The organism is Rhodococcus yananensis (assembly GCF_020515525.1).
Taxonomy (GTDB): Bacteria; Actinomycetota; Actinomycetes; order Mycobacteriales; family Mycobacteriaceae; genus Rhodococcus; species Rhodococcus yananensis.
In genome coordinates this window covers 35,089-43,981 of record NZ_JAIYEP010000035.1, presented here as the reverse complement: position 1 = coordinate 43,981, position 8,893 = coordinate 35,089, and the positions used below count along the sequence as shown (strand labels likewise).

At 68.6% G+C, this 8,893-nt stretch carries 8 protein-coding genes; 4 read left to right on the top strand and 4 right to left on the bottom strand.

Annotation, left to right across the window (positions count from 1 at the left end; genetic code table 11):
• The first annotated feature begins 21 nt into the window (after positions 1-21).
• Together LDQ05_RS10750 and LDQ05_RS10745 are read left to right on the top strand one after the other, a co-directional pair.
• Entirely contained in the window at positions 22-477 is a 456-nt protein-coding gene (locus LDQ05_RS10750; protein WP_308013189.1) for a MarR family winged helix-turn-helix transcriptional regulator, read from the top strand.
• Positions 474-986 (top strand): MarR family winged helix-turn-helix transcriptional regulator, encoded by a 513-nt coding sequence (locus tag LDQ05_RS10745; protein ID WP_226436950.1) that lies wholly within the window; start codon positions 474-476, stop codon positions 984-986. The genes LDQ05_RS10750 and LDQ05_RS10745 overlap by 4 nt, the downstream gene beginning before the upstream one ends.
• Here LDQ05_RS10745 and ku read toward each other — a convergent pair.
• A complete protein-coding gene (ku, locus tag LDQ05_RS10740) occupies positions 983-1,885 on the bottom strand; it encodes a non-homologous end joining protein Ku (protein ID WP_226436949.1) in 903 nt (300 codons plus the stop codon). The two genes, LDQ05_RS10745 and ku, sit on opposite strands and share 4 nt — an antisense overlap.
• A 71-nt stretch (positions 1,886-1,956) precedes the next feature.
• Positions 1,957-3,072: a lycopene cyclase family protein gene (locus LDQ05_RS10735; protein WP_226436948.1), complete on the bottom strand. Its 1,116-nt coding sequence runs from the start codon at positions 3,070-3,072 to the stop codon at positions 1,957-1,959.
• 143 nt (positions 3,073-3,215) lie between these two features.
• On the opposite strand from LDQ05_RS10735, the gene LDQ05_RS10730 reads away from it, so the two are divergent.
• Complete coding sequence (locus LDQ05_RS10730) at positions 3,216-4,847, top strand: ABC-F family ATP-binding cassette domain-containing protein (protein WP_226436947.1); 1,632 nt, start codon at positions 3,216-3,218, stop codon at positions 4,845-4,847.
• Between the two features lie 89 nt (positions 4,848-4,936).
• Positions 4,937-5,191 (top strand): helix-turn-helix domain-containing protein, encoded by a 255-nt coding sequence (locus tag LDQ05_RS10725; RefSeq protein ID WP_226436946.1) that lies wholly within the window; start codon positions 4,937-4,939, stop codon positions 5,189-5,191.
• Between the two features lie 27 nt (positions 5,192-5,218).
• On the opposite strand, the gene LDQ05_RS10720 is transcribed toward LDQ05_RS10725, so the two are convergent.
• Both LDQ05_RS10720 and acnA read right to left on the bottom strand, forming a co-directional pair.
• On the bottom strand, positions 5,219-5,785 hold the full coding sequence (locus tag LDQ05_RS10720; protein ID WP_226436945.1) for a TetR/AcrR family transcriptional regulator: 567 nt from the start codon (positions 5,783-5,785) through the stop codon (positions 5,219-5,221).
• A 130-nt stretch (positions 5,786-5,915) separates the two neighbouring features.
• The gene (gene acnA / locus LDQ05_RS10715; protein ID WP_226436944.1) at positions 5,916-8,720 is read right to left on the bottom strand and encodes an aconitate hydratase AcnA; all 2,805 of its coding nucleotides are present in this window, start codon (positions 8,718-8,720) and stop codon (positions 5,916-5,918) included.
• Positions 8,721-8,893: the final 173 nt, after the last annotated feature.

Here is an 8,893-nt window from a genome sequence, read left to right as displayed (position 1 = left end):
GACGTCGCCGGCGTCGGGCACGTGCCCGACGCCGGGTCGGAGGATCCGGTACCGGACCTCGAACAGGAGATGCTGGTCCTGTTCCGGCGCATGCGTGGCCTCGTGGGCGTGCGGGCCCGGGCGTTGCACCCGAAACTGGACGCCGCCTGCTACCCGATGATCATGACGCTGCGGCACCGGGACGCGGTGCCGATGGCCGATCTCCTCGTCGAACTCGGTATCGAGAAGTCCACGCTCACGCGGCGGATCGACGCGGCGGCACGACTGGGTCTGGTCGAACGCATTCCGGACCCGCACGATGCGCGGGCACGACTGGTGGCATTGACCGCGGAGGGGCGTGAACGGGTTGCGGCGCTGCAGGCGGCGGAAACCCAGCGGTGGCGCGAACGGCTCGACTCCTGGGAACCGACCGACGTGCGGAATCTCACCGCGCTGCTGATGCGGTTGAGCGCATCGATCGAGGACGACGCGACATGACCGTCACCGGCGGCGGCGCGCCGGACGAGGAATCGGGTGTTCTCTCCCAAGGGAGCGCCGAGGCGATCGTCGAGGCATTGCGGGTACTGGTGCGACGTAGCCGCGCGCTCAACAGCGGATCACGGATCGCCGACACCCTACCGACCTGGCTTGCCGGTCTCCTGGCGCATCTCGAGGTCTCGGACGGCGGCCGGCTCGGGGAACTCGCCGACGGGCTGTGCGTGACGGCCTCCACGCTGAGCCGGCAACTCGCGCACGCGGAGACACTGGGCTATGCGGCTCGCACCCCGGATCCGGACGATCGTCGAGCGGCGAACGTGACCCTCACCGCCGCCGGGGCGGATGCACTCGCCCGGCACCGCGCCGCGCACATCACCCTGCTGAGGCAGGCCATCCCGGACTGGTCGGATGCGGACGCGGCCGACCTGGTCGAGCGGATGATGCGTCTCGCCGATGCGATCGGGCAGGGAACCACGGACGCGGACGACCACCGACCGGCCGCCGGTTAGGCGCGTTTGCGCGCCGACCTCTTCTTCGCAGCCGACTTCTTCGCCGGGGCCGCCGGAGGCCGCGTACGCGAGACGGACGCGCCGGACCCGGTCTCCCGGTCGTCGGCACCCGCGGGGCCACCGGTCGCGGACACAACGCTGCGCTGCAGTGCAGCGACCAGGTCGAGTACCTCGGCGTCGGTGCCCGCCCCGGTCGGTTCGTCGACGTGGAACACCTTCTCGCCTCCGCGGGCCAACGCGTCGTCGATCAGGGCCCGCAGTTCGATCCGGTACTCGTCCCGGTACTCGGCGGGGTCGAAATCGTCCGACATCGATTCCACGAGGGTCTCGGCCATCGCCAGTTCCTTCTCCGAGGGTGTCGGCGCGTCGGCGAGCACCGGGAACTCGGCGGCGCGCACCTCGTCCGGCCACAGCAGTGTCTGCAGCAGCAGCACGCCGTCGAGGCTGCGCAGTGCCGCCAGTCGGGTACGTTGCCGCAGCGTGAAGTACACGAGGGCGGTGCGGTCGATGCGTTCGAGAGTCGCAGCGAGCAGGGCGTAGGCCTTCGGCGAGGCGGAGTCCGGTTCGAGATGGTAGGCCTTCTCGAACAGGATCGGATCGAGTTGTTCGGTGGGGACGAACTGCAGCACGGGAATCTCGTGCTTCTCCGCGGCGGGAAGCTTCTCGAAGTCCTCGTCGGTGAGCACGACCCGTTGTCCGTCCTCCTCGTAGGCACGGTCGATCTCCTGATAGGCGACGACCTCGCCGCATTCGCTGCACACCCGCTGGTATCGGATGCGTCCGCCGTCCTTCGCGTGTACCTGGTGGAACGTGATGTCGTGGCTCTCCGTCGCCGAGTACACCTTCACCGGCACGTTCACGAGCCCGAACGCCAGTGAGCCCTTCCAGATGGACCGCATACCTCCATCCTGCGCGACCGGCGACCGGCCCGTGGCCGACCCGGTGAAAACGGTGAGAGTCGCGCGGCGACTCAGGCGAGCGCGCGGATGAGCGCCCACCGCATCCGCGGCGGCAGCGCACCGAACAGTGCGCGCATCGATGCGGCGGTGCCGCGCAGATCGGTGCGGGCCGACAGATACGCGCGTTGCTGCGGCTCGGGAAGATCGAGGAACGCGGCGAAGAAGGCGGGTACCGCGGCGGGGTCGAGATCCAACAGCACCCGTAGACCGGTGCGGCGCAACGCGGCCACCGCACGGGCGGACGGCGGCCACAGCCACCGAGCGGGGTCGAGACCGGAGCGGACGGCGGCGGCGAGGGGGTCGGCGACGGCGAGGGCGGTGGCCACCGCGTAGCCGGTCGCCGGGTGCATCAGGCCGCCGCGCGCCCCGAACCCGGTCACCGCGCCGTTTCGACGACCGTCGTGCTGCACCGTGAACCGCACCCGTTCGACCGGTGCCGTCGCCGGTACCCGCACACCCCGCGACTCCAGACGAACGGTGAGCCGTCGTTGCAGTTCCGGCAGCGGCAGGGTCGGACGCCCCACCAGACACGTCTCCTCGAGCAGCACCCGGTCACCGCCGAGCGGCATCGCGTACAGGAAGGACGGTGTGTCGTGCGTGCCGGTGCCGTTGTCGCGCCGCCAGTCCATGAACCAGGCAGCGTGTCCGTCGAGTGCTCCGGCCGCGGTGGTCGCGTCGGTGATCACCCCGAACGCCGACTGCTGTGCACGATCGGGAGACAGGGGGAGGCCGCGGGCGTCGACGACGTGTTTCGCGCGGAGGACACCGTGGCCGTCGACGAGCACCTCGCCGCGACCGAGGGAGGTGACACGACCGGTCACCACCGTCACGTCGTCGAGGCTCAGCGCGTCCTGCACCGCACCGGTGTCGAGGATGCGATACGGCCGGTCGAGGAGGTGCATGTGGGTGGTGAAGGCGGCCGGCTTCGCGACCGTTGCCGCGACGGTGTGTCCGGGCAGCCACTCGGGGAGTTCGTCGGCCCACGCGCCGTAGGTGGCCGTCCACCGGCGTCCCGGGACGGGATCCACCGCGACCACCGACAGTCCGGCGTGCGCGCAGCGGGCGGCCAGGGCCCGGCCGGCGGGGCCGAGTCCGGCGACGAGGACATCGGTGGCCGGGACGGTCATGCGCGCCAGCGTAGGCGGTGCGTGCCCGCGGGTAGCGGATCTCACGTCGTGCCGCAGCGAGTCGGTCGGTAAAATAGGTGGTTCGTGTGCCTGCCGCCCGGCATCCTGGCATCACCACATCGATCGATCGAGGAGTTCGCCGCGTGATCACCGCCACCGACCTGGAAGTCCGCGCCGGCGTGCGGACGCTGCTCACCGCGCCCGGGTCGGCGTTGCGGGTGCAGGGCGGCGACCGCATCGGGTTGGTCGGACGCAACGGCGCGGGCAAGACCACCACCTTGCGCATCCTGGCGGGTGAGGGGGAGCCGTACGCGGGAACGGTCCTGCGGTCCGGGGACCTCGGCTACCTGCCGCAGGATCCGAAGGAAGGCAATCTCGACGTGCTGGCGAAGGATCGTGTGTTGTCGGCGCGGGGCCTCGACGAGATCATGCGCGGAATGGAGAAGCAGCAGGCGTTGATGGCCGAGTCCGTCGACGAGAAGATCCGCGATCGTGCGGTCCGCAAGTACGGGTCGCTCGAAGAACGGTTCGCGTCGCTCGGCGGGTACGTCGCCGAGTCGGAGGCGGCACGGATCTGCCACAGTCTCGGGTTGCCGGACCGTGTCCTCGGTCAGGCCCTCCACACACTCTCGGGTGGTCAGCGTCGTCGAGTGGAACTCGCCCGCATCCTGTTCGCGGCGTCCGACGGCTCCGGCGGCAAGTCGAACACCACGTTGCTGCTCGACGAACCGACGAACCATCTCGATGCCGACTCGATCACGTGGCTGCGCGGGTTCCTGCAGAACCACGACGGCGGTCTGATCGTGATCAGCCACGACGTGGACCTGCTCGCGGACGTCGTGAACAAGGTGTGGTTCCTCGACGCGGTGCGCGGCGAGGCGGACATCTACAACATGGGTTGGAAGAAGTACCTCGACGCGCGGGCCACCGACGAGGCACGGCGCCGCCGCGAGCGCGCCAACGCGGAGAAGAAGGCGTCGGCGTTGCAGAAGCAGGCGGCGAAACTCGGTGCGAAGGCGACGAAGGCCACCGCCGCGCAGAACATGGCCAAGCGCGCCGAGAAACTCCTCGCGGATCTCGACGAGGTGCGGGTGGCCGACAAGGTCGCGAAGATCCGGTTCCCGACGCCCGCGGCGTGCGGCAAGACCCCCCTGATGGCGAAGGAACTGACGAAGGTCTACGGATCGCTGGAGATCTTCACCGGCGTGGATCTCGCGATCGACCGGGGCAGCCGTGTGGTGGTGCTCGGACTCAACGGCGCCGGTAAGACGACACTGCTGCGTCTCCTCGCGGGCGTCGAACAACCGGACCTCGGTGAACTCGTGCCCGGACACGGATCGAAGGTCGGCTACTTCGCTCAGGAGCACGACACGATCGACGACACTGCGACGGTGTGGGAGAACATCCGGCACGCCGCACCGGACGCGGGGGAGCAGGACCTGCGCGGTCTGCTGGGCGCGTTCATGTTCACCGGACCCCAGCTCGATCAGCCCGCCGGAACACTGTCCGGCGGTGAGAAGACCCGGCTCGCGCTGGCCGGGCTGGTGTCGTCGGCCGCGAACGTGTTGCTGCTCGACGAACCGACCAACAACCTCGATCCGGTCTCGCGTGAACAGGTGCTCGATGCGCTGCGCAGTTACGAGGGTGCCGTGGTGCTGGTGACCCACGACCCGGGGGCGGCGGAGGCGTTGAACCCGGAGCGGGTCATCCTGCTGCCCGACGGCACCGAGGACCACTGGTCCCAGGAATACCTGGAGCTGATCCAGCTGGCGTGACGGGGATCGGCTCGGCCGATCCGCTCCGGACCATGGTGCCGTCCACTAGCCTGGGTGCCGGGGTCTTGTCTCGGTGACAGGAGGATGCGATGGCGCGTAACTCGGAGCGGGACGAGAGTCAGTTCCCGAAGGGAAGTCGGGTCACGGGCGAGTCGAGGAACCGCCTGCAGGAAGAATTGAAGCGGCGGTACGAGGCGGGTGCGAGCATCCGGACGCTGGCGCAGGAGATGGGTCGATCGTACGGCTTCGTCCACAATGTACTGGTCGAGTCCCAGGTGCGATTGCGTGGGCGTGGCGGACCGAATCGGCGCCGCGCGACGTCGGCGCAGAAGACCGCCGGCTGAACCCGGCGACCGTGCGACACGCACGAGTCAGTCGCGTCGGCGCACCGAGTCCTCGACGAGGTCGAGAACCAGGGCGAGATCCTTCTCGGCGTGCCCCGACGCGAGTCGTGCGATGAGCCCGTCGAGCACCAGATCGAGGTAGCCGACGAGCACCGCGGTGGGCAGGTCGTCGCGGAGTCGCCCGGCCTCCCGCTGCCGTTCGAGGCGGCCGACGGTCGCCTCGGTCAGCTCCGCGGAGTGCTGGGTCCAGGCCTTCGCGAACTCCGGATCGGTCCGCAGCCTGCGGGTGATCTCCAGTCGTGTGCCGAGCCAGTCGAACTGCTCGGGGGACGAGAGCATGTCGCGCATGACCTGCACCAGTCCTTCGGTGGCCGCGACATCGGCCATGCGCTTGGCGTCTTCCTGCGCGAGCGCGAGGAACAGCCCGTCCTTGTCCTTGAAGTGGTGGAAGATCGCGCCCCGGGACAGCCCCGTGGCGTCTTCGAGTCGGCGCACGGTGGCGCCGTCGTAGCCGTACTCGGCGAAGCAACGCCGCGCGCCGTCGAGGATCTGCGCGCGCCGCGCCGCGAGGTGGTCCTCACTGACCTTGGGCACTGGGCCGGTCCTTTCGACAGTGGCACGGGTGGGCCGACGGAAGGTGGGAGGGTGTGCGGCGGGCCCGAGACGAGAGTCGCCCCGGGCCCGCCGTCCCACCTGACAGTGGCCGGACGGCCACGTTCTACCGTCAGCCGCGGATCATGTTGCGCAGCACGTACTGCAGGATGCCGTCGTTGCGGTAGTAATCGGCCTCACCGGGGGTGTCGATCCGGACCACGGCGTCGAAGACGACCTTCTCGCCGTCCTCCTTCGTCGCGGTGACCTTGACGGTCTTCGGGGTGACGCCCTCGTTGAGCTTGGTCAGACCCTCGATGTCGAAGGTCTCGGTGCCGGTCAGGCCCAGCGTCTTGGCGTTCTCGCCGGCCGGGAACTGCAGCGGAACCACGCCCATGCCGATGAGGTTCGAGCGGTGGATGCGCTCGAACGACTCGGTGATGACGGCCTTGACGCCGAGCAGGCGGGTGCCCTTGGCAGCCCAGTCGCGCGACGAACCCGAGCCGTACTCCTTGCCGCCGAGGACGACCAGCGGGATGCCGGCGTTCCGGTAGTTCTCCGATGCATCGTAGATGAACGACTGCGGTCCACCCTCGAGGGTGAAGTCGCGGGTGTAGCCACCGGACACGCCGTCGAGCAGCTGGTTCTGCAGGCGGATGTTCGCGAACGTGCCGCGGACCATCACCTCGTGGTTGCCGCGCCGCGAACCGAGCGAGTTGTAGTCCTTGCGCTCGACACCGTGCGAATCGAGGTACTGCGCAGCCGGGGTACCGGGCTTGATCGGGCCGGCCGGGCTGATGTGGTCCGTGGTGACCGAGTCGCCGAGCAACGCGAGGACGCGGGCGCCCTTGATGTCGGTGACGGCCTGCGGCTCGAGCGGCATACCGTCGAAGTACGGTGCCTTACGCACGTACGTCGAGTCGTCGCTCCACGCGAAGGTGTCGCCCTCGGGGGTCTCGAGGTTCTGCCAACGCTCGTCGCCCTTGAACACGTCCGCGTAGGACTTGCGGAACATGTCGCCGCTGATCGCCGACTTGATGGTGTCGTCGATCTCCTGCGCGGACGGCCAGATGTCCTTGAGGAACACGTCGTTGCCGTCGGTGTCCTGGCCCAGCGGATCGGTTTCGAAGTCGAAGTCCATGGTGCCCGCGAGTGCGTACGCGATGACCAGCGGCGGCGACGCCAGGTAGTTCATCTTGACGTCGGGGGAGATGCGGCCTTCGAAGTTGCGGTTGCCGGAGAGCACCGCGGTGACCGACAGGTCGTTGTCGTTGACAGCCTTCGAGATGTCCTCGGGCAGCGGACCGGTGTTGCCGATGCACGTGGTGCAGCCGAAACCGCCGAGGTAGAAGCCGAGCTTCTCGAGGTACGGCCACAGGCCGGCCTTCTCGTAGTAGTCGTTGACGACCTGCGAGCCCGGAGCCATGTTGGTCTTGACCCACGGCTTGGTGGACAGGCCCTTCTCGACCGCGTTGCGGGCGAGCAGCGCGGCACCGAGCATCACCGACGGGTTCGACGTGTTGGTGCACGAGGTGATGCCCGCGACCACGACGGCACCGTGATCGAGGACGAAGTCACCGCGCTCGGCGGAGCTCACGCGCACCGGGTTGGTGGGACGACCGTCGGCGCCGTTCGCCGCGGACAGCACGTCCACGGCTCCGTCGTCGGCGAAGGTCAGCTCCGCCGGGTCGCTCGCCGGGAACGACTCCTCGACGGCCTCGTCGAGCTTGGTGTGCGCGACCGGCAGCTGCTCCTCGACGTAGTTGTGGATGTCCTTGCGGAAGGCGATCTTCGACTCCGACAGCAGGATACGGTCCTGCGGGCGCTTCGGACCGGCGATCGACGGGACGACCGTGCTCAGGTCCAGTTCGAGGTACTCGGAGAACGCGGGTTCGCGGTCCGCGTCGTGCCACATGCCCTGTTCCTTGGCGTACGCCTCGACGAGGGCGAGTTGCTCGTCGTCGCGTCCGGTCAGGCGCAGGTAGTTGATGGTCTCCTCGTCGATCGGGAAGATCGCGGCGGTGGAACCGAACTCGGGGCTCATGTTGCCGAGCGTGGCGCGGTTCGCGAGCGGAACCTCGGCCACGCCCTTGCCGTAGAACTCGACGAACTTGCCGACCACGCCGTGCTTGCGGAGCATGTCGGTGACGGTGAGCACGACGTCGGTGGCGGTCACGCCGGGCTGGATCTCACCGGTGAGCTTGAAGCCGACGACGCGCGGGATGAGCATGGAGACCGGCTGGCCGAGCATCGCGGCCTCGGCCTCGATGCCGCCGACGCCCCAGCCGAGCACACCCAGACCGTTGACCATCGTGGTGTGCGAGTCGGTGCCGACGCACGTGTCGGGGTAGGCCTGGCCGTTCCGGACCATGACGGTGCGCGCCAGGTACTCGATGTTGACCTGGTGGACGATGCCCATGCCCGGGGGGACGACCTTGAAGTCGTCGAACGCGCCCTGGCCCCAGCGCAGGAACTGGTAGCGCTCGCCGTTGCGCTGGTACTCGAGGTCGACGTTCAGCTCGAGCGCGTCGGCGCGGCCGAAGAAGTCGAGGATCACCGAGTGGTCGATGACCATCTCGGCGGGGGAGAGCGGATTGACCTTGTTCGGGTCGCCGCCGAGGGTGGTGACGGCCTCGCGCATGGTCGCGAGGTCGACGACACAGGGCACACCGGTGAAGTCCTGCATGATCACGCGGGCCGGCGTGAACTGGATCTCGACGCTCGGGTCGGCCGAAGGATCCCAGTTCGCGATCGCGCGGATGTGGTCGGCGGTGATGTTGGCGCCGTCCTCGGTGCGCAACAGGTTCTCCGCCAGAACCTTCAGGGAGTAGGGGAGTTTCTCGGTGCCGGGAACAGCGGACAGGCGGAAGATCTCGTACGAGTTGTCTCCGACCTGCAGCGTGCCCTTGGCGCCGAACGAATCAATACTGGTGCTCACGTCACAGCTCCACTCGTCGTTACGGCTCGCCGCCGACGGGGCTGTGTCGACGGCTCAAGCGAGGCACACGACGTCGACCGGTGGGATTCCGGTGAATACCGTCGCGGCGTCTCGTACCGAGTCTAACAGTACGCTTGTCCTACATAACCCCGGGCGTGAAGATCCGGCCGAGG